Genomic DNA, 24,076 nt, shown 5'->3' with positions numbered 1-24,076 from the left:
AACACCATTTTTCATGCCTGGAGCACTACAACAATGAATAGATCCTCTGATGGGTTTTATGCTGCCTACGAAGGAGAGTCGAGCAACGTTTCAGGGGTGTCCTGGGGCGCGATCTTCGCAGGTGCCGCGGCGGCCGCTGCACTGTCTATGATTCTGGTGCTGCTGGGCTTCGGGTTGGGTTTCTCTGCCGTTTCGCCTTGGGCCGGGGAGGGCGTCAGCGCCAAGGGTCTGGGTATTTCAACGATTGTGTGGCTGGCGGCGACGCAAATCATCGCTTCCGGCCTGGGTGGTTACATCGCCGGCCGCCTGCGGGTGAAGTGGGCCAACATGCACGGTGACGAAGTGTATTTCCGCGACACCGCCCATGGCTTCCTTGCCTGGTGTGTGGCGACCTTGGTGACCGCGGTGCTGGTCGTCGGTTCGGTCAGCAGTGTCATCAGCGGCGGCGTGCAGGCCGGTGCCAGTGTTGCCGGTGGTGCAGCAAGCGCCATGACCCAAGCGGCCGGCACTGCTGCAGCCAATACTGACAGCAACCAGTACGGTTACTACATCGACAACCTGTTCCGCGATGACCGTCCAGCGTCCGTCAGTGATGACGCTGCACACGGCGCAGTGGCGCGGATCTTCACTGAAAGTCTGGCCAATGGTCAGCTCAGCGCCGAAGACCGCACTTACCTCGCACAACTGGTTGCGCAACGGACCAACCTGAGTCAGGCCGACGCCGAACGTCGTGTCGATGAAGTGTATGCCCGTACTCAGAAAGCCATTGCCGACGCCAAGCTGAAAGCTCAGCAAGCCGCCGATACCGCCGCGAAAGTCGCTGCCATGACCTCGCTGTGGATGTTCGTTGCGCTGTTGGCCGGTGCGTTCTTCGCAAGCTTTGCAGCCATCTTCGGCGGTCGTCGTCGGGATGCGGTCGAGTACGTTGAAGTCGACACTTACACCACTACCTCCACACTGCCTCCAGTTCGTTAAATAGGGAGAATTACCATGCGCTCACTACTGCTGTTTTTCCTCGGTATTCCGATCCCGATCATCATCCTGATTGCGCTGTTCGTACACTAATTGCTCTATTGAGGCTCATGCCTCGGCCGCTTCTACCTTCGGGTAGAAGCGGCTTTTTGCTTTCTGGGGGATCAACAGCGAGAATCTGCGCCGGAAGCGGATGGGCCGCTTCCTGTTCTGTTTAAGGATGAATGCGTTGGACAAGAAGGAAATCAAACGGCAGTTGGTGGAAATGCTCGAAGCCGGGCGCTCCAAGACCGAAACCTTCAGGGCGCTGTCAGGCGGCAAGGTCAAGGATCGGGTGTTGGCCGCCTGGATCGCTGGCCGTCCGGATCCGGTCCTCATCGAGCGCCATTCACTGAAGATCAAAATCCTCGTTGGACTGATGTGCGTTCAGGCCGCGCTCACTGCGTTGGCGGCGTTGACGCTTGGCTATTCGTTCAGCATCGGCCTGGTCTTGAGCATCATGCTGATCGCTGGCGGCATCCCGCTTTTGTTTGCGTGGGGGTTCTACAAAAACTCCGCAGCGGCGTACACCGTCTACGTACTGCTGACACTCAGCCAGATGTCGCGCCTGTTCAAGGGGTACGCTGAGGATCCGGTATCGACGGCGGTAGCGGTGGGCATCACGCTGGCACTGGTGTTCTACGTTGCCTGGCTGAAGACCAAACTGTTTCCCGACCTTGGGTTCATTGGGGCAAAGAAGATCAAAGGCCAATTCGTCTTCTCCAACTGATCGTTGAACCATCCGACTGCTTTCACTGGCCTGGATCAATATTTCAGCTGGCGATATCGCCTAACGTAAATGATCCAGGCCTTTGCTAAAACATGAACTACATTGTTCTCGCGCGCACCTCGTTGCGCTGACGGAGTACCTCGCGAGCCCGCCCGAGACAAGAAGCAAACGGGCCGCAAGGTGTAGTGCAGCAAGGAGCTGACACAACCTCAACCGAACCTTTTCACGGATGAACATCGCAATGCACTGCCTAGAAAGAACCTTCGATATCCAGCCCTTGGCGCAGGCGGATATGACCGTGCACATCAACGGTCAACCGGTCACTGCCGCCATCGGCGAAACCGTCCTCAGCGTTATCCAGTCCCTTGGCGTGCGCCAGATTGCGCGCAACGATCATGATCAGATCAGCGGCGCCTACTGCGGTATGGGCGTGTGCCAGTGCTGCCTGGTGAAAATCAATGGCCGGCATAAACGCCGTGCCTGCCAGACCGTCGTGCGTGATGGCATGCAGATCGAAACCCAGGTCAACCGCATCGCCGGGCAGGAGGTCGTATGAGCCTGCAACCGGTGATCGTCGGCGGCGGTCCGGCGGGGATGGCGGCGGCCATCGAACTGGCGCGCCATGGCGTGCGCTGCACCTTGCTGGAAGAGGCCTCGCGCCTCGGTGGTGTGGTCTATCGCGGGCCGCTGCGTGACGGCGTGCAGCTGGATTATCTCGGGCCACGTTACGCCGAAGCGCTGGGCAAACTGCACGGTGATTTCCTGGAGCAATCGGGGTTGATCGACGTGCGCCTGAATCACCGCGTGGTCGGCGCCGAAGGCACCCGCGCGCTGGTAGTGCTGGACGCTGACGAGCAGCTTCACGAGATCGAGTATCCACAGTTGTTGCTGTCGGCCGGCTGCCATGAGCGCAGCGTGCCGTTTCCCGGCTGGACCCTGCCAGGGGTGATTCTGCTCGGTGGACTGCAACTGCAAATCAAAAGTGGCGTGGTCAAACCGCGGGGCCCGGTGATTATCGCCGGGACCGGCCCACTGCTGCCGTTGGTGGCGACGCAACTGCATGCGTCGGGCGTCAAAGTCGCGGGCGTGTATGAGGCCTGCGCGTTCGGCAAGATCGCCCGCGAAAGCCTGGCGTTGCTGAACAAGCCGCAATTGTTCCTCGACGGCTTGAGCATGCTCGCCTACCTGAAACTCCACGGCATCGCGATGAACTACGGCTGGGGTGTGGTCGAAGCCCACGGCGAAGGCGAACTGAAAAGCGTCAGTGTCGCGCCGTACTCGCAGACCTGGACGCCGGACATGTCCCGTGTCGAGCGCTTCGAGGCGCAGACCCTGGCGGTCGGTTATGGCTTCATTCCGCGCACCCAACTCAGTCAGCAAATGGGCCTGGATCACGGCTTCAGCGACGATGGTTATCTGCGCGCCCATTCAAATGTCTGGCAGCAAAGCAACCAGCCTCACATCCATCTGGCCGGCGACATGGGCGGGATTCGCGGTGGTGAAGCGGCGATGCTGGCCGGCAAGATCGCTGCGACATCCATCCTGCTGCAACGCGGTGTGCTCGACGAGGATCTGGCGCACGTTCGTCGCGACCGCTATTTGGGCAAACTCAAATCCATCGTGCGTTTTCGCGCGGCGGTGGATCGCTACACCGAACGCGGTGTTGGCCAGACCGCATTGCCGAACGCCGACACAGTGATTTGCCGCTGCGAACACGCGACCCGCGCCGACATCGATCTGGCGCTGGAGCAGGGCGTGCAAGACATTGCCAGCTTGAAAATGCGCACCCGCGTGAGCATGGGCGACTGTCAGGGGCGGATGTGCGTTGGCTACTGCAGCGACCGCCTGCGGCAGGCCACCGGCCGTCAGGATGTCGGCTGGCTGCGCCCGCGCTTCCCGATCGATCCGATTCCTTTTTCCGCATTCCAGTCTGTCGGCACGGAGGCCGTTTCCCATGAGTAAGTTCTACGACGTGGTCATCGCCGGCGGCGGTGTGATCGGGGCGTCCTGCGCCTATCAATTGTCCAAACGCAAAAACCTCAAAGTGGCCTTGATCGACGCCAAGCGTCCTGGCAACGCGACCCGCGCGTCAGCCGGTGGGTTGTGGGCGATCGGCGAGTCGGTGGGCCTGGGGTGCGGGGTGATTTTCTTCCGCATGATGTCGGCCAACCGCAAGCGCGAAACCCAGGGCGCGGCGGTGGCGGTGGACGCCAGCACGCCGCACATCCTGCCAGCGTCGTTCTTTGATTTCGCCTTGCAGTCCAATGCGCTGTACCCGGCGTTGCACCGTGAACTGAAAGACAATCACGGCATGGATTTCAAGTTCGAAAAGACCGGGCTCAAATTCGTGATTTATGACGATGAAGACCGGCTCTACGCCGAACATATCGTCGGCTGCATTCCACATTTGGCCGAGCAGGTGCGCTGGCTCGATCAAGCCGCACTGCGCGAAGCCGAGCCCAGCGTCAGTCATGAAGCACGCGGGGCGCTGGAGTTTCTCTGCGACCATCAGGTCAGCCCGTTCCGCCTCGCCGACGCCTACCTGGAAGGCGCGCGGCAGAACGGTGTCGATATCTTCGTCAACACCAACGTCACCGGTGTGTTGCACCACGGCACGCGGGTCACCGGCGTACAAACGGCCGAGGAGGGCGTGTTCCACTGCAAGACGCTGATCAACGCCAGCGGTGCCTGGGCGGCGGACCTGAGCGAATGGGCGACCGGCATCCGCATTCCGGTGAAACCGGTGAAAGGGCAGATTCTGCTGACCGAGCGCATGCCGAAAATCCTCAATGGCTGCCTGACTACCAGCGACTGCTACGTGGCGCAAAAGGACAACGGCGAGATCCTCATCGGCAGCACCACCGAAGACAAAGGCTTCGACGTCACCACCACCTACCCGGAAATCGCCGGGCTGGTGCAGGGCGCGGTGCGCTGCTTGCCGGAGCTTGCGCACGTCAACCTCAAGCGCACTTGGGCGGGCCTGCGCCCAGGTTCGCCGGACGAGTTGCCGATTCTGGGGCCGATGCGTGGGGTGGAGGGGTATCTGAATGCCTGCGGGCACTTCCGTACCGGGATTCTGACCTCGGCCATTACCGGTGTGCTGCTGGATAAAATGGTCAACGACGAGCCGCTGCCATTGGACATCACGCCGTTTCTGGCAGATCGTTTCGAGACGGCGCCGGTCAAGCAAACGCTCGAGTCAGAGCCTGCCTGACCCGAGCAAGATTGATGTTGAACAGGCCGGCCCCTTCGCTGGCGAGACAGCTCCCACAGTGGCCGAGTCGTATCAAAATTTTGTATACGAAGCTGAATCCTGTGGGAGCAGGCTTGCCAGCAGATGGCGATCTGCGCGGCGCCTGATCTCTCAGGTTTTGCGAGATTCTTCTTCAAGCTGATCCGACTCAAACAAACGCGCCAGTTCCGCCCGGGCTTCCTGGGCGGTTTGCAGGACTTTGGCTGCGTCGTCATACACCGCGTGTTGCGCCTCCAGCACTTGTTCGTCGTGGTGCTTGAAGCGTTTGATCCGCGCATCGGCCTGGGTCTGGGTCAGCCCGAGGCCAACCAGCGTGCGCCGGCTCATTTCCAGACTTGAATAGTACGTCTCACGAATCGCCTCGGCGCCGACATCGACCAAGCGGTGAACATGCTGACGGTTACGGGCCCGGGCAATGATCTTCATGTGCGGGTAGAGCTTGCGCACCACCTCGGCGGTCTTAATATTCGTCTCCGGATCATCCGTGGCGATCACAAAATATTCCGCTTCACCGACCTTGGCGGCATGGAGAATTTCCGGGCGCATCGGGTCGCCATAAAACACCGGCACACCACCGAAACTGCGTGACAGTTCGATGGTTTCCACCGAAGTGTCGAGGGCGACAAACTTGATGTTCTGCGCCCGCAGAATCCGCGCAACGATCTGCCCCATCCGGCCCATGCCGGCGATCACCACGCGCGGCGTGTCCGTGTCGATTGCGCGGAATTTCTCGGGTACTTCCACCGGTTGCACTTTTGGGCTGACCAGCCTGGCACAAAGCAACAGCAACAGCGGCGTCACGGCCATCGACAGGGTGATGGTCAGGACCAGCAGGTCATACAGCCGCGGCTCGAACAGACCCTGATCGCGCCCGATCTTGAACACCACAAACGCGAACTCACCCCCCGCCGCCAGCACGATGCCGAGGCGAATCGCACTGACCTTGTTCAAGCCACCGGCCAGACGTCCCACCACAAACAGCAACGGCAGTTTCAAGCCGATCAACAACAGCGTCAGCCCCAGCACGGTTATCGGCGCGCTGAGCAACAGACTCAGATTGGCACCCATGCCGACGCTGATGAAAAACAGCCCGAGCAGCAGGCCTTTGAAGGGTTCGATCTGCGCTTCCAGTTCATGGCGATATTCAGAATCGGCCAGCAGCAAACCGGCAAGAAATGCCCCCAGCGCCATCGACACACCGACCAGATCCATCAGCCACGCGGTGCCGATCACCACCAGCAGCGCGGTTGCCGTCGACACTTCCGGCAGACCGGTTTTCGCCACCACGCGAAACACCGGCCGCAACAGATAACGCCCGCCGATCACCACCACGGCAATAACGCCGAGCACCTGCAGACTGTGCCGTACATCGTCGGCAGTGCTGGTGTGATGATCGACACCGGCGAGCATCGGCACCAGCGCGATCAACGGGATCGCGGCGATGTCCTGAAACAGCAGAATGGCAAACGCCAGGCGCCCGTGGGGGCTGGTCAGCTCCTTGCGCTCGGCAAGGCTTTGCAGGCCAAACGCGGTGGACGACAGCGCCAGACCGAGGCCCAGCACAATGGCGCTGTTCAGCGGCTGGCCGAACACGGCCAACGCCAGCACGCCAATCACCGACGCGGTCAGCAGCACCTGCGCCAGACCGACACCGAACACCGATTTGCGCATCACCCACAAGCGTCGCGGTGACAGTTCAAGGCCAATGATGAACAGCAGCAACACCACGCCCAGCTCCGAGATGTGCGCCACGCTCTGGGGATTGCCGATCAGGCCCAGCACCGACGGGCCGATGATCACCCCTGCAAACAGATAACCAATCACCGCGCCCAATTGCAGACGTTTGGCCAAGGGCACGGTGAGCACCGCCGCGAGCAGAAAAACAACGGCGGCTTGCAACAAATTGCCTTCATGGGGCATGGGTTTACTCCTGACAACGGTACGGCGGGGGCGACAAGGATAAAGGCAGCACAGACCTGCAAGCCACTGGAGAACCAATGGGGGAGCGCGCTTGCTCGCGAAAGCGGGGGTGTCAGCCAACCTGTGAGTCGCTGACAGAATGCTTTCGCGAGCAAGCTCGCTCCTACAAGGGACTTCATTGGATCTGTAATATATTGCATCAATTGGTTACATTTATAACCCAAGCGAATCAATCCCCGAGTTCCGCCATGGCCATCAACTTCGACCTCAACGACCTGCAAGCCTTTCGCGCCGTGGTCGAGCAGGGCAGTTTCCGCAAAGCCGCCGACACCGTGCGACTTTCGCAACCGGCCTTGAGTCGACGCATCGAGAAGCTTGAAGACGCTCTGGGCGTGAAACTGTTCGAGCGCACCACGCGCAAAGTCAGCCTGACCCAGGCCGGGCGCGGTTTCATGCCGAGTGTCGAACGTTTGCTGGATGATCTGGACGTTGCACTGCTGGGCATCAGCGAAGTTGCTTCGACCCGACTGGGCCACGTCACCGTCGCTTGCGTGCCCTCTGCCGCGTACTACTTCATGCCGCGTGTGGTTGCGCGCTATCACCAGCAGTTCCCGCGCATCAAAGTCAAAGTCCTCGACGCCAGCGCCCACGACGTATTGAGCGCCGTGGTCAATGGCGAGGCCGATTTCGGTTTGAGTTTTATGGGCACGCAGGATGCCAAAGTCGACTTCGAACCGCTTGTGCAGGAGTGCTATGTCGTGGCGTGTCGTCGCGATCACCCGTTGGCTGGGCGCAACAGCGTGACGTGGGACGAGTTCTACCAGCAGGATTACATCTCGCTGGACAAGACTTCCGGCAACCGCTTTTTACTCGATCAGGCCTTGAGCAGCGTGGTGCCGCAGCGTCAGAGCATCTGCGAGACCCGGCATGTGACGACGATGATTGGCCTGGTGGAGGCCGGGTTGGGCGTAGCGGCGGTGCCGTTGATGGCGATGCCGGGGCCGGATCATCCGATCCTGACGCGGATACCGCTGACGGATCCGCAAGTGATGCGCAGCGTTGGCATCATCAAGCGCCGGGATCGCACGCTGACCCCGGCGGCACTGGAACTGGAGCGGCTGGTGGTGGAAATGAAAGTCCAGCCGCCGATTATCAATGCTTGACCGAATCCAGCCCGGTCGCCTGCACGTCAGCCTGTGCGGCCGGCGCAGCGAGGTAGGCGAGTAACGCTTTGGCCTCGGCGGGATGTTGCGCGTTGACCGGAATACCCGCAGCGAAGCGCGTCACCGATTGCACTGACTCTGGAATCTTCGCCACGAAACTCACCCCCGGCACCGGCAGCAGTTCGCTGACCTGCTGGAAGCCCAGTTGATAATCACCGGTGCCAACCACCGAGCCCACGGGGATTTTCGCGATCATCTTCGCCTTCGGTTTCAACTGATCTTCGATGCCGAGTTTCTTGAACAACTGCTGCTCGATGTACACGCCGCTGGCGCTGTCGGAGTACGCCACCGATTGCGCGTCAAGCAGGGTTTTTTTCAGGCTCTCGACGTTGCTGATGTCCGGTTTCGGCGCGCCAGCGCGCACCACCATACCGATCCGCGAGTCCGCCAGTTCTACCCGTGACGCCGGGTCGACCTTGCCTTGTTTGATCAATTCGTCGAGGGCGTAGCCGACCATGATCACCACGTCGGCGTGCTCGCCACGCGCAAGGCGATTGGGGATCGCCTCTGGCGCCTTGCCCATCGACGGGCCGAACTGGGTGTCGAGGGTGTTGCCCGTGGCCGCGGCGAATTTCGGGCCGAGGATTTTATAGGCCGCGGTGAAGCCGCCCGAGGTCATCACGTTTACCTGTTCGGCGTGCGCCAGGGCGCTGAAAGCGAGGAGGGCGAGGGCGCCCAGATTCAACAGTTTTTTCATGGTCGTGGTTCCTTATGCAGTAGCCGGTAGCAGACGGCCGCCCGCGCGGCGATAGAGGTAAAGCGTCGCGAGCAATGCGCAGAGCGCGCCGATGCTCATCCAGTAGCCCGGCGCAGCTTTGTCGCCGGTGTATTGGATCAAGAAGGTCGACATCGCCGGCGTGAAACCGCCGAAAATCGCTGTGGCCAGGCTGTAGGCGAGGGAGAAACCGGCGACACGCACTTCCACCGGCATGATCTCGGTGAGCGCCGGAATCATCGCGCCGTTGTACAAACCGTAAATAAACGACAGCCACAACAGCGACAGCAGCATGTGGCTGAAACTCGGTGCCTGCACCAGGTACGACAGCGCCGGATAGGTCGTGGCCAGCGCCAGCAGTGACATCGCGATCAGCACCGGACGACGGCCGATGCGGTCGGACAACATGCCGCCGATCGGTAGCCAGAAGAAGTTCGACACACCCACTAGCAGTGTTACCAGCAGCGCGTCGGAAGTGCTCAGGTGCAGCACGGTTTTGCCGAAGGTCGGCGCGTACACGGTGATCAGGTAAAACGCGGTGGTGGTCAGGGCGACCATCAGCATCCCGCCGAGCACCACGCCCCAGTTCTGGCCGAGGGTGCGGAACACTTCGCCCATGGTTGGGCGGTGCTTGCGTGCGGCGAACTCTTCGGTCTCCGCCAGATTACGCCGCAGGAAAAAGATGAACGGGACGATCATGCAGCCGATGAAAAACGGAATCCGCCAACCCCAATCGGCAACCACGTCCGGCGCCATCCACGCGTTCAGGGCGTAACCCAAGGCAGCCGCGACGATGATCGCCACTTGTTGACTCGCTGATTGCCACGCAGTGAAAAAACCTTTGCGGCCCGGTGTGGCGATCTCGGAGAGATACACCGACACGCCGCCCAATTCCGCACCGGCCGAGAAGCCCTGCAACAGCCGCCCGATCAATACCAGCGCCGGGGCGAACAGGCCGATGGTTTCGTAGCCGGGCACCAATACGATCAATATCGTGCCGCTGGCCATGATCGACAGGGTGACGATCAATCCTTTGCGCCGACCGACATCATCGATGTAGGCGCCAAGCACAATCGCCCCCAGCGGACGCATCAGGAAGCCTGCGCCGAACACTGCAAAGGTCATCATCAGGGAGGCGAATTCACTGCTCGCCGGAAAGAACACCGCCGCGATCTGGGTGGCGTAGAAGCCGAACAGAAAGAAGTCGAACTGTTCGAGGAAGTTACCCGAGGTCACTCGGAAAATGGCACCGGCCCGGGAGCCGCCGTGTGGGATTGAGGCTGTCATAGAAAAAAACTCCACCGCTTTTATGACGTGCGCTACGGGGAGGCGGCGCACGGTTTTTATTGAGGCGGATGGTGGCGCAGATGTAACAATCTGTTAATTGCATTGTTGGCATGGATTGATGCTGAAAGTGGATCAATGTTGATCGGTTCTAGGCATGCACCTTTGTAGGATTGCCTGAGAACAACACAGAATTTGTGGGAGCTGGCTTGCCAGCGATGGCGGCCTCCGGGCCGACCATGCTCTGGGTTGTTTTGGGTGAATATCCGGTTTTTTGGTGAGGGCGACTTAGGGTTCCGCCCTTACGGCGGGTCACTTTTGGCAAACGCCCCAAAAGTAACCAAAAGGTCTGTGCCCTGACGTCCGGCCCGCTCGCTAGAGCTCGGGGTTCCTTCGCTCCGGAATCCATCCGGGGCATCGATTCCGGTTTGCTTCGCTGCACCTCCTTTCGATGTCCTCCCCGGATGAATCCCTCCACTCAGCCTCCCGACGGGCCTTCCAGATCAAGAGCTGCACTCGAGCTAACGCTCATTGTGTTGAGTGGTGAGAAGCAAGGGCGGTGGGGGTTGTGTTTTTGCTTTTCTGTGGAGCCAACCTGCTGGCGATGGCGGCCTGACAGCCGACCTGTGTCTGTCAGGTGTACTCAAATCCTTATTGGAGCCAGCCTGCTGACGATGGCGGCTTGATAGCCGCCTCATGTCTTTCAGGTCTGCCCAATACCTGTGGGAGCTGGCTTGCCAGCGATGGCGGTGGGTCAGGCGACGCTAATCCTTGATGGTTCGGTTTCCTCACGGGCAGGTTCGCTAACCCTGTCATCTGCCAAGGCCTGCGCAGTCAGCAGCGGCGGTAGTGGGCAATCGAGCAAATCCGCCACCGCGCGAAACACCTCTGCCTCAGCGACGGTGATCACGCCGTCGTGCATCACGCAACGGGTCATGGCGTTGAGCAGGGCGGGCCGCTCCTCTGGCATGAGGTGGCGCAGACGCTTGATCGCCGCTTCCAGCCCCGTCAGCTCCTGCAGTTCAACGCGCATTTCCTGGGGCCGTTCAAACGCCAGGCCTTGCCAGGCAAATTGCAGTGCCTGCGATGCTGCCGGCATGTTCTGCTGCCCGGCGCGGGCGAGTGCGGTGAGCAGCGCCATGAGTTCTTCGGCGCACTGGAACAAACCGAACTTGAACTGCACAGGTGCGGCGCCCTCGACATTGCGCTCGACAATCCGTAACAACGTCCACTCCAGCAGTTCGGTTTCGTTGTCGGCTTCGATCAACCGATTCAGGTTGTGCTTGACCTTGGCGAAGGGTTTTTTGCCCAGTTGTTGCAGGCTTGGAATGGCCAGGTCCAGCAATGGCAGACGCAGGCCAGGATTGAGCGACGACAAAGGTTCGCGCAGCAGGTTCAGGGTGCTGAACATACTGTCGTCGATTGCCTCGCGCAGTATCTCCAGTTGCACGCCCAGCAAGGAAACCGAGCGCGACAGCAGCAGTCCGTAAACGATGGCCTCCGCTCCGTCGACGGTGCGTGCCGCCGCTTTGAGTGATTGCGGGATGTCTTCCAGCATGCGCCGCGCTTCGATCAGATGTTCGGCTTGCGGCGCGCCGATGGCGGCAACGGATCCCTGAATCGAGTTCATGTCGTAAAGCACCGCCATGGCAACAGCAGGCACGCCGCCGAACGCGTCGGGTACGGGCAGAACGACAGGGGGCTGTGTCTCGGTCAGCGGTGCTGCGATCTTGCTGAAACTGCCATCCCATTGCGCATCGACCCGGCGAATTCGTTCATTCAGATCCGGATGCGATGCCAACGAGTCAGAGCTTGTGGCGCCCGGTCCGAAATACAGGTGGCTGTATTCCTCGGCCCGGGGGGATTTGATGGCCGAGCCCAGCTCATAACCGCCAATTTTCTTCAACGCACCGGCGATGCCTTGCGGATTGCGGGTGTATTGCACCGCGGTGGCATCGGCCAGAAACTCACGCTCCCGGCTGATTGCAGCTTTGATCCGATTGCCGAATATCGTCCCCGCGATACCGACAATCAACAGTGCAAAACCAATCAACATCGGAATGGCCACGAACTTGTTGCGACTCACTGGCGTTTTACCGACGTGCTCCGTGCCCTGGAGGATATAGGAGCCAGTCAACCCCAGTACCATGATCCCGTGGACGATGGCGACCAGCCGCGTATTGAGGCGCATGTCGCCGTTGTAGATGTGGCTGAACTCATGGGCGATCACCCCTTGCAGCTCTTCGCGGGTCAGCAGATTGATCGCGCCCTGGGTGACGCCGATGACCGCATTCTGTGGCGTGAGTCCCGCAGCGAATGCGTTTATGCCCAGATCGGGCAGCAAGTACACCGAAGGCACGGCGGTGCCGGAAGCGATGGCCATTTCTTCTACCACGTTGAGCAAACGCTGCTCTTCGAGCGTCTGCACGCTGTGGTTGATCAGCCGGCCGTCGAGACGCCGCGCGACCACTTTGCCGCCCTCGGACAACTCCCAATGTTTCGACAGGCTGCCCATCAACACGATGCTGATGATCACCGCCGACACGGTGCCGACCAGTTGCCGATTCAGCTCCAGATCCATAATGACGTTTCCGTCACCATCCTCGACCGGAATGACCATGATCAGGCAAGACATCGCGATCAGGCTGAGTACCGCGAGCATCATCAAAGAAATCAGCAGCAAGGTGCGTCGCTTGGCTTGACGCTGTTGTTCAAAAAAATTCATGTCGCCATCCGTTGGCCAGGGGTCAGAACGAAACCTTTGGAGCTTCCTGAATGGCCGCGCTGTCGGCGAACGTCAGCGGCGATGCATCGGCACCGTGGCCGAACAACGGGGCGAACAAGGCGGCGGGGAAACTTTGCTTGAGCGTGTTGTAGGTCATCACCGCATCGTTGTAGGCCTGGCGGGAGAAACTGACTTTGTTTTCGGTGCTGCTCAGCTCTTCGCTCAGTTGCTGCATGTTTTGTGAGGCTTTGAGATCCGGGTAGGCTTCGACCGTGACATTCAACCGGCCCATGGCACTGCTCAATGCGCTGTCGGCCTGACCCAGTTGGGCCATGTTCTGTGCATTGCCCGGCTGCGCCTGAGCTGCCTGCAGTCCGGCGAGCGCAGTGTTGCGCGCAGCGATCACGGCCTCCAGGGTTTCACGCTCATGAGCCATGTAACCCTTGGCGGTGGCCACCAGGTTGGGGATCAGGTCATAGCGGCGCTTGAGTTGTACTTCCAGTTGCGCAAAGGCGTTTTTGATCTGGTTGCGTCGGGCGACGAGGTCGTTGAAGAGTTTGATGGCATAGAGGGCGAGGAGCCCGGCAACGACCAGAATGATAATGAGGGTGCTGTTCACGGTGATGTCCTTGTTCACGCGGCAGAAAGGGGCGCGGCATGTTAGCGCAAATGCCTGCTCGCGACAGCCGTGTTTTCGGGCATCGCCATGCATTGAAAGTGCCGTCCCCATCGCTGGCACGCCAGCTCCCACACAGATCTGTAGGCAGCTCAAGTTTTGTAACCACCATAAAAACTGTGGGCGCTGGCTTGCCAGCGGTGACGGCCTGTCTAACAAAAGAAATCTCCCTGCCAGTCCAAACAAAAAACAAGGAATGATTTTGCCGCCGCGCAGTCGGAGTACAGGTAGCACATATCTCTGGAGGTTCACCGATGAACAGCAAAACCCTATTCGCCAGCCTGGCCCTGGTCGCCGGCATTGCCGGGATCAGCCCGATTGTTCAAGCGGCGCAAACCTCGAACGACCCCTCCGTCCAGTCCCCCGTCAGCGATCGCGAACTAAAGATCAACGACCGCGCGCCAGACGTTTATCAACGCAGTGACAAAGCCTTGAAAAACTGGAAAGCGAAAGGTTTGAAAGCACCGGTTGAGCAAGCGCAGTGGGTGCAAATCAATGATCAGTACGTGATGGTGATGATCACCAACGGGACGATTGTCGAGATGCAGCCGGTAGAGCGTTAAACCGCTTCAGATGATCAGCCACGGATGGCAGATTTTGCAGTTCCGCGCTTACAGCAACTGCCCCTTGTCCCACAGATGCACCAGATCCCCCGGCGCTTGATCCTCCGGCACTTTCAGCACCATTTCCCCGGATGGGTAGCGCACTTCTATCTGATAGAAGCGTTGGTCTGCGCGCCCGGTTTCGGCACTGTCCAGCGGCAGACACCCCTCCAAAACCGAGCAGATTCGTGTGCGTTCGCTGATGTCGCATTGCGCAAATTCAATTTCACGCGGGCGGCTCAGGCTATGAATGGCCGCCACGCCACCCTGACGTGAAACCCGCACTACGGAATCGTCACCCAGCTCGGGCAGAATTTTCATACAGCCTCCACGACCAATTCGATACCGACCTGGGCCCAAGCCTCACGCACCGCAGTCACCTCTCTGGCACCGAAGCGCTTGCCAGCGTTTTCGACCGTCAACCCGGCGAACGCCTCAAACGTTGCGTCCTGACTCAAGCGTTTGTCGCACAGCGTGTCGTACCAGATCCGCCCGGCCTTTTCCCAGGCGAAACCGCCCAAGGCTCGAGCCGCCAGATAGAACGCCCGGTTGGGAATCCCTGAGTTGATATGCACGCCGCCATTGTCTTCTGTGGTAATGACGAACTTGCGCATGTGGTCCGGTTGCGGATCCTTGCCCAGCAGCGGGTCGTCATACGCCGTGCCAGGGTGCGACATCGAGCGCAGACCCTGGCCGTGGATTTGCGGCATCAGCAGATCGGCGCCGATCAGCCAGTCAGCCTGCTCGGCCGTGTGGCTGAGCGAATATTGCTTGGTCAACACGCCGAACACGTCCGACAGTGATTCGTTCAGTGCGCCCGATTGGTTCGCGTAAATGAGACCGGCTTGGCTTTCCGTCACACCATGGGCCAGTTCGTGGGCGATGACGTCAAGCGAGCGGGTGAAACGCTGGAAAATTTCCCCATCACCGTCACCGAATACCATTTGAGCGCCGTTCCAGAAGGCGTTCTCGTAGCCTTGACCGTAGTGCACGCTGCCGATCAGGGCAAACCCGTTGTTGTCGATCGAGTCGCGACCCAACACCTTCCAGAAGAAATTATAGCTGGCGCCCAGCGCCTCATAAGCTTCATCGACCGCCGGATCGCCTGTCGCCGGCTGTCCCTCCACACGCACCTTGATCCCGGGCAGCAGCATCTTGTTTTGCGCATCATGCACGCTGCGCTGAGCGATGCCGGGCTTACTCGATGGCGCAAGAATGGCGCGAGCTTCCCGGCGCAAGGGCGCGCCGGGGTTGGGCAACAGGCTGCGCACATGATTGAGGGTGAGCATCGCCGCGGTGCGCTGCGGCTGCGAACCATGCGCGATGATGCGGTTGAGGATGTAGGGCGGAATAAAACTGCGCGGCGATTGTGAGTCGGTCATCAGAGCTTCCCTGGCTAAATACGATGTCGATACACATGTGAGCAGCGCGGCGTGTTTCGGTTCCATGCATTGCCAACGGAGGCGGATTCTGCGAAAAACGCTGTCCGCGCCCCCAACGGGCCATCCTGACTGAGTGAAACGCCATGACCGACGAACTGCAAATCATCGACCTGCAACCGGGCGAGGGCAAAGCCGCCGTCAAAGGCGCGCTGATCTCCACCCAATACACCGGCTGGCTGGAAGACGGCACCGAGTTCGACTCTTCCTACAGCCGCGGCAAACCTTTCCAGTGTGTGATCGGCCGCGTGATCAAGGGCTGGGATCAGGGCCTGATGGGCATGCAGGTGGGCGGTAAACGCAAACTGCTGGTGCCGGCGCATCTGGGGTATGGGGAACGGACCATGGGCAAAATTCCGCCGAATTCGAATCTGGTGTTTGAGATTGAGCTGTTGGAAGTTTTGACGCGGGAGGATTGAAGTGGGCGTTTGTTTCCTTTGCTGAAGAGGACGGACAGGTCGTCAAGTTCATCAGTGCTCTGGTCCAGCAGAACGAGGCCTTTACGGTCACCGTGACTCATCGCGACGACGTGGGCAGCACTGAGTCATCCAGCGAGCTGCTGAACTCGCTGGATGCTGTGGAGGTTTACCTCAGGGCACAGACGCCGTTTATCCTCTCCGACTTTCGGCGGTGAATGTGTCGACGTCTTCGCGAGCAAGCTCGGCAGGTCCGATGCAATGCCTGTGAGAAGATGCAGCTGTCAGGCCCAGTGCAGGGTCGGGTTCAGCGGGAAGCAGATGTCCACTTCCAACTTCGCTGCGGCCGACAGATTGACCAACGCATCCAGAGAGAACTTGTCGATCTTGCCGTTAAGTGCATCGTTCAGGCGTGGCTGACTGATCCCAAGTCGTCTGGCTGCATCCTTTTGTGGAAGCTCCCACGCGCGGATGGTCTCGCAAAGCGTGCGCATCAGTTTGGCCCTCAAACGCATATTGGCGGCCTCCTGCGGTGTATCTTCCAGTGCATCCCAGACGCTTGAGAAGCGCTCGGACGCGGGTTGATGATCCTTCATGGCTAAATGATTTCCTGGTATCTGGCGCGTGCCAATTCAATGTCTCGCGTTTCAGTTTTGCGGGTGGTCTTGTGCATGACGTGCAGCACATAGATCGCCTCGGGTCGGTTGACCACGTAAAACACTCGAAACGCTCCTGAGTCCTCGGTGATCCTGATTTCGTTGACGCCCCGACCTAATGTTTTCATGGGGCGCCAATCAAAGGGCTCGTCACCCTGTTGCAATAGATCCAACTGAAATCCCGCAGCTCTGCGAGCATCGATGGGGAAGGCTTTCAGATGCTTGAGCGCGGTCCCGACAAACACCACATCCGTGTGTCTTGACATCGACTTCTCCTGTTTTGACAGGAAAAGCCTAATCGCTCAGCGCGAATCGTGATGCGGCGGTGTGTTGCAAGGCATGGCAGTAATCGCCTGATCATCAGGTTATATCGGAATCGATATAAATCAAGCCCCTTATGCATTTCCAGATATTCGGTTCCAGACAGGGATGTCTTTGTGAGCTGATTTTCAACATTGTTCACATGTACCGATCACACCACAGCTCCACTGTAGGAGTGGGTCTGGTCGCGATTGCGCCCTTGAAATCCCCTCAAGAAGTGATTCTGACTCCACCCCCAAACCGCTCCCGATACACCGACGGCGGCACACCGACCACCCCGCGAAACGCCACGCGAAAACTCTCCACCGATCGATAGCCGCAGCGCTCGGCGATCTGCTCGGTGTTCTGCGTCGTGCTCTCCAGCAATTCCCGCGCCCGCGCCAACCGCTCATGCTGCAACCACGCCTTGGGCGATTGCCCGCTGGCTTCAGTGAAACGCCGCAGGAATGTTCGCTCGCTCATCGCCGCTTCACTCGCCAGGTCGCGCACCTCCAACGGCTCGTGCAAGCGCTCGCGCGCCCACTGCATCACCCGCGACAGATCGTTGCGCGGCGTCTGGCTGACGGGGGTCGGAATGAATTGCGCCTGACCGCCGGTGCGCTGCGGCGACATCACCAGCCGCCGCGCCACCGAGTTGGCGACCTGCGTGCCGAAGTCCCGTGCGACCAGATGCAGACAGGCGTCGATGCCCGCCGCGCTGCCTGCCGAAGTGATCAACTGGCCGGAGTCGACGTAGAGCACATCCGGATCGACTGCAATGGCTGGAAAGCGCTGCGCCAGTTCCGCTGTGTAACGCCAATGAGTGGTGGCGCCGCGCCCATCGAGCAGGCCGGTGGCTGCCAGCACAAACACACCTGAGCAAATCGACAGCAATCTCGCACCGCGAGCATGGGCCCGGCACAGTGCGTCGATTAACGGTGGAGGCACTGAAGCATTCCGGTCGCGCCAGCCGGGGATGATGATGGTGCGGGCTTCGGCCAGCAGCTCCAGCCCTCCGTCAGCCAGCACCTGAATCCCGCCCATGGCGCGCATCGGGCCTTGATCGACCGCCGCAATTGCATGCTCGTACCACGCAAAGTCGAACTCCGGCCGGGCCAGCCCGAAGATCTCCACGGCAATGCCGAACTCGAATGTGCAGAGGCCGTCGTAGGCCAGAATCGCGACCAAACCTGGTGAAGTGGGCATTTGGCGGAAAATTCCCGATGGGTGTCTTGTGCGCCACTTTAGCGATAAGCGTTGGCTGGATAAAGTCTGTTCACACCCACTCAGATGAAGGAGCAACACCTCATGCCCAGCCTGGTTTGCGAAATCCCTCCCGCCCCGTCGGCCATCGCCCTGATGCATTTCAGCAATCGTCTGACGTTCGAAACCGATTGTTCCGACGTGTTCAGCAGCCTTGAGGCCGGTGCGGTCGACTTTGTGCTGGTCGATGTTCGCGGACCAGTGGCCTTCGAGCGAGGTCATGTACCGGGCGCGATCAATATTCCAACGCGGCGGCTGACCGTTGAAGGGTTGGCGGGATACCCGAAAACCACGGTGTTCGTGGTCTATTGCGCCGGCCCCCATTGCAACGGCGCGAACAAGGCTGCGGTTAAACTCGCGGCGCTGGGTTACCCGGTCAAGGAGATGATCGGTGGCGTGACGGGTTGGCTCGACGAAGGGTTCGAGCTGAGCGTGACGCAAGCCGGCAAAACGTCCCTCGCATGCGACTGTTGAAACTCGACAAGATCCCCCGCTGCGAATCCTGACATTTGCAGCCCCTACACGAGATTTTTGGTATCGATTGAGGGCTTGTCCTACAGCCTTTGCACCACGACGGCGCACCTGTTGACCCCGGTCAATCAGTGCGCCGAAGTTCTGTAAGTAATTGTCGCTTAAACACAATTTGCCCTGTGCGCGCCGCCATAGACTGCCGACCACTTCGGTTTTTGCCGCTCTATGGCCATGACCGGACGCTGAATCGAAAGCTGCCAATAAAAGCCTCCGCACACAGGAGTAATAAATGAAGAAGCTAGTGATGTTCGGTGCCCTGGCACTGTCGATGTTGTCCCTGACCGCTGTGGCCGAAGACGCCAAGCCGATCCGCATCGGTATCGAAGCCGGTTACCCGCCATTCTCGATGAAAACCCCTGACGGCAAACTCACCGGTTTCGACGTGGATATCGGCGATGCGCTGTGTGAGCAGATGAAAGTCAAATGCACGTGGGTCGAGCAGGAATTCGATGGCCTGATCCCGGCGCTGAAAGTGAAGAAAATCGACGCGATCCTGTCCTCGATGACCATCACGGACGACCGCAAGAAAAACGTCGATTTCACCATCAAGTACTACCACACACCGGCCCGCTTCGTGATGAAGACAGGCTCCAATGTCACCGATCCGCTGACCCAGCTCAAAGGCAAGAAAGTCGGTGTACTGCGCGCCAGTACCCACGACCGTTTCGCCACCGAAGTGCTGGTCCCGGCCGGGATCGATCTGGTGCGTTACGGCTCGCAGCAGGAAGCCAACCTCGACATGACGTCCGGTCGTCTGGATGCCATGCTGGCCGACTCGGTCAACCTCAGCGACGGTTTCCTGAAAACCGACGCGGGTAAAGGCTTCGAATTTGTCGGCCCGACCTACGAAGACGCCAAATACTTCGGCGGCGGCGCCGGGATTGCAGTGCGCAAGGGCGATGCGGCCCTGGCTGAGCAGTTCAACAAAGCCATCACCGAAATCCGCGCCAACGGCGAGTACAAGAAAGTCCAGGACAAGTACTTCGACTTTGACGTGTACGGCCATTAATACGCCGTAAAAAAGTGGCCCCGTTGATGCGGTGGCCACTTTTTTATTGCGCGTAAGTTGAGGTCAGATGAGAACTCTGTGGGAGCGAGCTTGCTCGCGAATACGGTTTAACATTCAACCTCTTCGTTGACTGATACGCCGCCTTCGCGAGCAAGCTCGCTCCCACAGGTGATTTTCGCCAGTTTTGTACGCAGGAGTTTTCTTATGCAACGCATCGACCATCTTCTGCCCTGGAGCCATTTGGGCAGCGAACGTTCCCTCAGTGTGTTCCGTTACGGCACGGGTGCCCGCAAGGTGTACATCCAGGCCAGCCTGCACGCCGATGAACTGCCGGGCATGCGCACCGCGTGGGAACTCAAGCAACGCCTGAACGCACTTGAAGCGCAGGGTCGTTTGCAAGGTGTGATTGAACTGGTGCCGGTGGCCAACCCGATCGGGCTCGATCAGCATCTGCAAGGCAATCACATGGGCCGCTTCGAATTGGGCAGCGGCAAGAACTTCAACCGTGCGTTCGTCGAACTCAGTGCGCCGGTGGCAGCGTTGATCGGCGAGCGTCTGGGTTCTGATGCCGACGCCAATATCGCGCTGATCCGCCAGACCATGCGCCAGGTCTTCGATGATCTGCCGGCTCCGGCCTCGCAACTGGAAGCCCTGCATCGTTTGTTACTGCGCCACGCTTGCGATGCTGATATCACCCTCGATCTGCACTGCGATTTCGACGCCGCGATTCACCTTTATGCGCTGCCCCAGCATTGGCCGCAGTGGCAGTCATTGGCGGCGCGCTTGAAGGCTGGCGTGGCGTTGCTGTGTGAAGATTCCGGCGGCAGTTCGTTCGATGAATCCTGTTCGACGCCGTGGTTGCGTCTGGCACGAGCCTTCCCGGACGCGGCGATTCCAGCGGCCAACCTTGCGACCACGCTGGAGCTGGGCAGCATGGGCGACACCCGGGTCGATCAGGCTCAGGCCAATTGCGAGGCGATTCTAGGGTTTCTGGCGGAGCAGGGTTTCATCAGCGGTGAATGGCCGGCGGCGCCAGGCGAATGCTGCGAAGGCATACCATTCGAAGGCACCGAATACCTCTTCGCGCCGCACCATGGTGTGGTGAGTTTTCTGCGCTCGGCGGGCGAGTGGGTAGAGCAGGGGGATGCATTGTTCGAGGTGGTGGATCCATTGAAAGATCGCGTCACCACCGTGCGTGCAGGAACCAGCGGGGTGTTGTTTGCGATTGATCGCGGGCGTTACACCGAGCCGGGGACCTGGCAAGCGAAGGTGGCGGGGCGGGTACCGTTTCGTACGGGTAAATTGACTAACGACTGACCGATTTTTGCTGTATTTGCTGGCCTCATCGCTGGCACGCCAGCTCCCACAGTGTTCTCGGGCGTTCACAAAACCTGTGGGAGCTGGCTTGCCAGCGATGGCGGCATCCGCGGCACCACAACATTTGGATCCTTGCTTCAGGATGTTAGGCTCCCCCCCGAACCCTGCACCCTGTGAAGGAAGACTTATGTTGAAGGTGTTTGCTCTGCTGACCCTCCTGGCGTCCACCGCCGCTCATGCTCAAACCACACTGCAATCCGATCTGCCGCTCAAGTACATCGAACAGGTTCACCCTGACGCCGATCCACGTCCGTTGGTGATTTTCCTGCACGGTTACGGCAGCAATGAAGCCGATCTGATCGGCATGAAATTTCAGCTGCCGGCGCAGTACAACTACCTCTCGGTGCAGGCACCGCTGGCGTTGGGCGAAGGGCGTTTCCAATGGTTTCGCAAGAAAGGCGAAGGTGCCTACAACGGCGAGACCGATGATTTGAAGGTCAGCGGCCAGAAACTTCGGGATTTTGTCGCGCAAGCGGCGAAGAAATATCACGCTGCCCCGGACAAGGTGTACCTGATCGGCTTCAGCCAAGGCGCGATGATGACTTATGAGGTGGGCCTGCGACCACCCGTGGCGGTGGGCGGTATTGCGGCGCTGAGCGGGCGTTTATTGCCGGTGTTGAAGGCAGAGCTGAAGACCGACCAACCACCGCTGCCGCTGAGCATCTTCATCGGTCACGGCACGGCCGATGATCCAGTGCCGTATCACCTCGGTACTGAGGCCAATGCATTACTCCAGAAACTGGATTACAAACCGCAGTTTCACGCGTATCCCGGCGTCGGCCACAGCATCAGTGCGGCCGAACTGCGGGACCTGAACGCCTGGTTGCAGCAGCTCAATCCTTGAGGATGGTCTTCACCAGCGCATCGTGACCTTTCTTGTCGCTGACCCGGGAAATCACCTGAACCAACGCCATGCGCGTCCCGGAACCGGCCATCAACGTCGTGTTGAGGGTTTGGCCGCCGCCCTGGCTGGCGGTGCTGTCGACCTGGCGCAAGCCCAGGCCAGTGCCTTTCTGGGTCAGGCTTTTTTCGCTGAGTTTGTTGAAGTCTGGTAGCGCTTTGCGCTGCGCTTCGATGAAATCGGACACGCTGCCGTCCAGGAACTCGCTGTCGTTGTCCTTGACGTTGTTGCCTTCGGGGATCTGGTTTTCTGCGGCGATGACCACGGTTTTGCTGGTCTGGTTGGTGTACATCGTGCCCGTGGCACCGGTCGGACTGGCCGGCAGCGGTTCGGCAATGAAGCCTTTGGGCAGGGTGAACGCGAATTTGCCGCCCAGCATCGAGACCTTCTCGGTGGCGGTTTTTTCCTTGGCCTTGGCCGCTTGAGCGTTGAGGGCGCCGAGGCCGGCGACCGCCGCCAGCAACAGGACGACGGCTTTCTTGCTCAACAATGTCATTCGAATCTCCGGTAAGTGGTCATGCCAGGCGGGCGATCATCCCACGCAGCGCCTCGGCACTCCAGCACGTCTCGTCAGGCTTGCGGCTGCGCTGCCGGTTTGGCCAGCAGTTTGCGCGTGACGCCAAGCATGGCCACTGACACGGCCACGCCAATCGCAAATCCGCTGAAGCCCAGGCTTGGCAAGGTCAGCGCTGACACCAGACAAAACGCCGAAAACGAGTACATCCCGGTCGCCGTCGCGCGCAACAACGCCGCGGTGAACTCGGGACCGCGGGTCTGCTGGGAAAACACCGCCATGACACTGCCGAGCACCGGGAAGACTGCCAGCAATCCGCTCCAGCGTTCGCCGACGGTGCTGGCCAGCATCGTCACCAGCAGCGTCAACGCCGCACCGGCGATCATCCGCCAGATCAGTTTGTCCGACTTTGGCGCCGAGCGATTCAGTACCGGTTGCACCTTGGGAAACAGGTAGGGCGCCGCCAATAAAGCGACTGCGGCCGCCCCTATAGAAAACGGCAGCGACGCCGGGATCAGCGACAAGACCAATGCCAGCGTCGCCCAGACAGCCAGCGAAGCGCTCAGCGCCCACGGCCAGTTCGCCTTTTGCGCGACCTGCGCGTACGTGATGCAGAAGGCGATCATGGCGAACATTGCCGACAACGCGGCCACTGCTGACTGCGCGGCAAACTGCGGCCCCTGTTCGATCGCCAGGAAAAACAGAATCGGCCCGACCACCACCGGCAAACCCGACAGCCACCCGGCCACACTTGGCCCCCAACGTTTGCCGGCCAATGAGATCAGCAGCAGAAAACCGGGAATCAGCAGCAGTTTGAGGATCAGCACGCAGGTGTCTCCGTCGGATGAGAGACGGCCACGGTAGCATCGCTGCTTGCGAATTGCTGCATATGCGAGCGTTTTTTGTATACAAAGTGACGGAGGCATACAGGCTATGCTTTGCATATGAGGGATTCGCAGAGTCGATGACGTAATGAGCCGATCAAAAAATGTGTTGCGTGGCTGCTGTGCCATCAGCTTTTGGGCCTTGCTGGTGGCGCCTGCCTGGGCCAACTGGCAGGACGAAGTGCCCGGCGCCAGGATCATTGGTACCGGCGATTTCAGTGTGTTCGGTTTCGACGTTTATAACGCACGGCTGTGGAGTGCCGCGCAGCCTCTGGTAGACGGGCAGCCTTTTGCCCTGGAGTTGATCTACCAGCGCAAGATTTCTCGCGACGATCTGGTCGAAGCCAGCGTTGATGAAATCAAACGTCTGAATGGCGCCTCCGTCACCCCGGCACAACTGACCGGCTGGCAGGCACAGATGCAGCAGGCGTTCGTCGACGTTCAGGCCGGCACCCGCATCACCGGGGTGTATTTGCCGGGGCAGGGCGCACGATTTTTTGTCGGTCAGCAGTTGCAGCATGAGATCGACGACCCGCAGTTTGCCCGGGCGTTTTTTGATATCTGGTTGAATCCGCGTACGCGCAATCCTGAACTGCGCCAGCAATTGCTGGGCGTGACGGGATCCTGAACTCTCGTCAACGAGGCCG

26 protein-coding genes are annotated in these 24,076 nt (G+C 59.8%); 14 read left to right on the top strand and 12 right to left on the bottom strand.

What is annotated here, in order from left to right; genetic code table 11:
* Nucleotides 1-33 precede the first annotated feature (33 nt).
* The 5 genes from AB4P91_RS21650 (at nt 34) to hcnC (ending at nt 4,955) form a co-directional block, all read left to right on the top strand.
* The gene (locus AB4P91_RS21650; protein WP_150595539.1) at nt 34-975 is read left to right on the top strand and encodes a hypothetical protein; all 942 of its coding nucleotides are present in this window, start codon (nt 34-36) and stop codon (nt 973-975) included.
* Nucleotides 976-1,201: 226 nt separating this feature from the next.
* On the top strand, nt 1,202-1,741 hold the full coding sequence (locus tag AB4P91_RS21645) for a hypothetical protein (protein WP_150596690.1): 540 nt from the start codon (nt 1,202-1,204) through the stop codon (nt 1,739-1,741).
* A gap of 241 nt (nt 1,742-1,982) precedes the next feature.
* Nucleotides 1,983-2,297: a (2Fe-2S)-binding protein gene (locus AB4P91_RS21640; protein WP_042562120.1), complete on the top strand. Its 315-nt coding sequence runs from the start codon at nt 1,983-1,985 to the stop codon at nt 2,295-2,297.
* Nucleotides 2,294-3,703 carry a cyanide-forming glycine dehydrogenase subunit HcnB gene (gene hcnB, locus AB4P91_RS21635; protein ID WP_150596689.1) on the top strand — a complete coding sequence of 470 codons (1,410 nt, stop codon included), beginning with the start codon at nt 2,294-2,296 and terminating at the stop codon, nt 3,701-3,703. The genes AB4P91_RS21640 and hcnB overlap by 4 nt, the downstream gene beginning before the upstream one ends.
* Nucleotides 3,696-4,955 carry a cyanide-forming glycine dehydrogenase subunit HcnC gene (hcnC, locus tag AB4P91_RS21630; protein ID WP_395603642.1) on the top strand — a complete coding sequence of 420 codons (1,260 nt, stop codon included), beginning with the start codon at nt 3,696-3,698 and terminating at the stop codon, nt 4,953-4,955. The genes hcnB and hcnC overlap by 8 nt, the downstream gene beginning before the upstream one ends.
* Nucleotides 4,956-5,105: 150 nt before the next feature.
* Here the strand turns inward: hcnC and AB4P91_RS21625 are convergent, their stop codons facing one another.
* Nucleotides 5,106-6,914, bottom strand: a complete 1,809-nt coding sequence (locus AB4P91_RS21625) for a monovalent cation:proton antiporter-2 (CPA2) family protein (RefSeq protein WP_395603641.1) — start codon at nt 6,912-6,914, stop codon at nt 5,106-5,108.
* A 248-nt stretch (nt 6,915-7,162) separates the two neighbouring features.
* On the opposite strand from AB4P91_RS21625, the gene AB4P91_RS21620 reads away from it, so the two are divergent.
* Nucleotides 7,163-8,077, top strand: a complete 915-nt coding sequence (locus tag AB4P91_RS21620) for a LysR family transcriptional regulator (protein ID WP_150595534.1) — start codon at nt 7,163-7,165, stop codon at nt 8,075-8,077.
* Here the strand turns inward: AB4P91_RS21620 and AB4P91_RS21615 are convergent.
* The 4 genes from AB4P91_RS21615 to AB4P91_RS21600 form a co-directional block, all read right to left on the bottom strand.
* Entirely contained in the window at nt 8,067-8,834 is a 768-nt protein-coding gene (locus tag AB4P91_RS21615) for a substrate-binding domain-containing protein (protein WP_150596687.1), read from the bottom strand. The two genes, AB4P91_RS21620 and AB4P91_RS21615, sit on opposite strands and share 11 nt — an antisense overlap.
* 12 nt (nt 8,835-8,846) lie before the next feature.
* Nucleotides 8,847-10,139 carry an MFS transporter gene (locus tag AB4P91_RS21610; RefSeq protein WP_150688685.1) on the bottom strand — a complete coding sequence of 431 codons (1,293 nt, stop codon included), beginning with the start codon at nt 10,137-10,139 and terminating at the stop codon, nt 8,847-8,849.
* 751 nt (nt 10,140-10,890) lie between these two features.
* Nucleotides 10,891-12,861: a M48 family metallopeptidase gene (locus AB4P91_RS21605; RefSeq protein ID WP_395603640.1), complete on the bottom strand. Its 1,971-nt coding sequence runs from the start codon at nt 12,859-12,861 to the stop codon at nt 10,891-10,893.
* Nucleotides 12,862-12,883: 22 nt separating this feature from the next.
* Entirely contained in the window at nt 12,884-13,480 is a 597-nt protein-coding gene (locus AB4P91_RS21600) for a LemA family protein (RefSeq protein WP_395603639.1), read from the bottom strand.
* A 311-nt stretch (nt 13,481-13,791) separates the two neighbouring features.
* Between AB4P91_RS21600 and AB4P91_RS21595 the strand changes: the two genes are divergently transcribed.
* Nucleotides 13,792-14,100, top strand: a complete 309-nt coding sequence (locus AB4P91_RS21595) for an RcnB family protein (protein WP_150595529.1) — start codon at nt 13,792-13,794, stop codon at nt 14,098-14,100.
* Between the two features lie 48 nt (nt 14,101-14,148).
* On the opposite strand, the gene AB4P91_RS21590 is transcribed toward AB4P91_RS21595, so the two are convergent.
* Nucleotides 14,149-14,460 (bottom strand): protealysin inhibitor emfourin, encoded by a 312-nt coding sequence (locus AB4P91_RS21590; protein ID WP_150595528.1) that lies wholly within the window; start codon nt 14,458-14,460, stop codon nt 14,149-14,151.
* Complete coding sequence (locus tag AB4P91_RS21585; protein ID WP_395603638.1) at nt 14,457-15,521, bottom strand: M4 family metallopeptidase; 1,065 nt, start codon at nt 15,519-15,521, stop codon at nt 14,457-14,459. Before AB4P91_RS21585 ends, AB4P91_RS21590 begins: the two co-directional genes overlap by 4 nt.
* A 143-nt stretch (nt 15,522-15,664) precedes the next feature.
* Between AB4P91_RS21585 and AB4P91_RS21580 the strand changes: the two genes are divergently transcribed.
* On the top strand, nt 15,665-15,997 hold the full coding sequence (locus tag AB4P91_RS21580; RefSeq protein WP_395603637.1) for an FKBP-type peptidyl-prolyl cis-trans isomerase: 333 nt from the start codon (nt 15,665-15,667) through the stop codon (nt 15,995-15,997).
* The gene (locus tag AB4P91_RS21575) at nt 15,994-16,212 is read left to right on the top strand and encodes a hypothetical protein (protein ID WP_395603636.1); all 219 of its coding nucleotides are present in this window, start codon (nt 15,994-15,996) and stop codon (nt 16,210-16,212) included. Before AB4P91_RS21580 ends, AB4P91_RS21575 begins: the two co-directional genes overlap by 4 nt.
* A 66-nt stretch (nt 16,213-16,278) precedes the next feature.
* On the opposite strand, the gene AB4P91_RS21570 is transcribed toward AB4P91_RS21575, so the two are convergent.
* The 3 genes from AB4P91_RS21570 to ftrA form a co-directional block, all read right to left on the bottom strand.
* Entirely contained in the window at nt 16,279-16,590 is a 312-nt protein-coding gene (locus AB4P91_RS21570; RefSeq protein ID WP_395603635.1) for a helix-turn-helix domain-containing protein, read from the bottom strand.
* Between the two features lie 2 nt (nt 16,591-16,592).
* Nucleotides 16,593-16,916, bottom strand: coding sequence for a type II toxin-antitoxin system RelE/ParE family toxin (locus tag AB4P91_RS21565; protein ID WP_395603634.1), 324 nt, complete (start codon nt 16,914-16,916; stop codon nt 16,593-16,595).
* 265 nt (nt 16,917-17,181) lie between these two features.
* Nucleotides 17,182-18,156, bottom strand: a complete 975-nt coding sequence (gene ftrA, locus AB4P91_RS21560) for a transcriptional regulator FtrA (protein WP_395603633.1) — start codon at nt 18,154-18,156, stop codon at nt 17,182-17,184.
* Between the two features lie 102 nt (nt 18,157-18,258).
* Here ftrA and AB4P91_RS21555 point away from each other — a divergent pair, with 102 nt between their 5' ends.
* The 4 genes from AB4P91_RS21555 to AB4P91_RS21540 all read left to right on the top strand — a co-directional run bounded on the left by AB4P91_RS21555 (nt 18,259) and on the right by AB4P91_RS21540 (nt 21,974).
* Nucleotides 18,259-18,687, top strand: coding sequence for a rhodanese-like domain-containing protein (locus AB4P91_RS21555; protein ID WP_150688678.1), 429 nt, complete (start codon nt 18,259-18,261; stop codon nt 18,685-18,687).
* A 286-nt stretch (nt 18,688-18,973) separates the two neighbouring features.
* Nucleotides 18,974-19,753, top strand: a complete 780-nt coding sequence (locus AB4P91_RS21550) for an ABC transporter substrate-binding protein (RefSeq protein WP_150595520.1) — start codon at nt 18,974-18,976, stop codon at nt 19,751-19,753.
* 204 nt (nt 19,754-19,957) lie between these two features.
* Nucleotides 19,958-21,070 carry a succinylglutamate desuccinylase/aspartoacylase family protein gene (locus AB4P91_RS21545; protein WP_395603632.1) on the top strand — a complete coding sequence of 371 codons (1,113 nt, stop codon included), beginning with the start codon at nt 19,958-19,960 and terminating at the stop codon, nt 21,068-21,070.
* Nucleotides 21,071-21,257: 187 nt separating this feature from the next.
* Nucleotides 21,258-21,974: an alpha/beta hydrolase gene (locus AB4P91_RS21540; protein ID WP_150596679.1), complete on the top strand. Its 717-nt coding sequence runs from the start codon at nt 21,258-21,260 to the stop codon at nt 21,972-21,974.
* Here the strand turns inward: AB4P91_RS21540 and AB4P91_RS21535 are convergent.
* Nucleotides 21,964-22,527, bottom strand: a complete 564-nt coding sequence (locus AB4P91_RS21535; protein ID WP_395603631.1) for a hypothetical protein — start codon at nt 22,525-22,527, stop codon at nt 21,964-21,966. The genes AB4P91_RS21540 and AB4P91_RS21535 overlap by 11 nt on opposite strands.
* 74 nt (nt 22,528-22,601) lie before the next feature.
* Nucleotides 22,602-23,372 (bottom strand): hypothetical protein, encoded by a 771-nt coding sequence (locus tag AB4P91_RS21530; RefSeq protein ID WP_150688674.1) that lies wholly within the window; start codon nt 23,370-23,372, stop codon nt 22,602-22,604.
* 145 nt (nt 23,373-23,517) lie between these two features.
* On the opposite strand from AB4P91_RS21530, the gene AB4P91_RS21525 reads away from it, so the two are divergent.
* Complete coding sequence (locus tag AB4P91_RS21525) at nt 23,518-24,057, top strand: chalcone isomerase family protein (protein WP_150595515.1); 540 nt, start codon at nt 23,518-23,520, stop codon at nt 24,055-24,057.
* The last annotated feature ends 19 nt before the right edge of the window (nt 24,058-24,076 follow it).

This window comes from Pseudomonas sp. B21128, assembly GCF_044218865.1.
Taxonomy (GTDB): domain Bacteria; phylum Pseudomonadota; class Gammaproteobacteria; order Pseudomonadales; family Pseudomonadaceae; genus Aquipseudomonas; species Aquipseudomonas iridis.
This window is presented reverse-complemented; position numbering and strand designations above follow the sequence as displayed.